The 412-nt window shown below is 59.7% G+C and carries 1 protein-coding gene; it reads left to right on the forward strand.

What is annotated here, in order from left to right:
- Positions 1 to 412 (forward strand): AMP-binding protein (locus tag AADR41_RS42595; protein WP_342287829.1); only part of this gene is annotated, 412 nt, incomplete at both ends.

Here is a 412-nt window from a genome sequence, read left to right on the forward strand (position 1 = left end):
TTGGCTTCGCCGGATGATCTGGCGTATGTGATCTATACGTCGGGTTCGACGGGCAGGCCGAAGGGTGTTGCTCTGGAGCATCGGGGTGTGGTGAATTATCTGCACTGGTGCGACGAGAACTACCCGGCCGGCGTTCCCGGGGGTATCGGTTCGGTTCTGTATTCGTCGGTGACGTTCGATCTGACGATCACGGCGTTGTTCCTGCCTCTGATCCAGGGTCAGCAGCTTGTCATTCCTGTCACGGGGCCGGATGAGACGGCGTTCGATGCGGCGATCGATCTGATCTGCACCGATACCCCGATCGGTTTCCTGAAGGCGACGCCTTCTCATCTGGAGGTTCTTGCCGCGCATCTGGAGACCCGTGGCGCACGTCATCACATCACCACCATCGTGGCCGGTGGTGAGAGTCTTG

This window comes from Streptomyces sp. CLV115 (assembly GCF_038448545.1).
GTDB classification, from domain to species: Bacteria; Actinomycetota; Actinomycetes; order Streptomycetales; family Streptomycetaceae; genus Streptomyces; species Streptomyces sanglieri.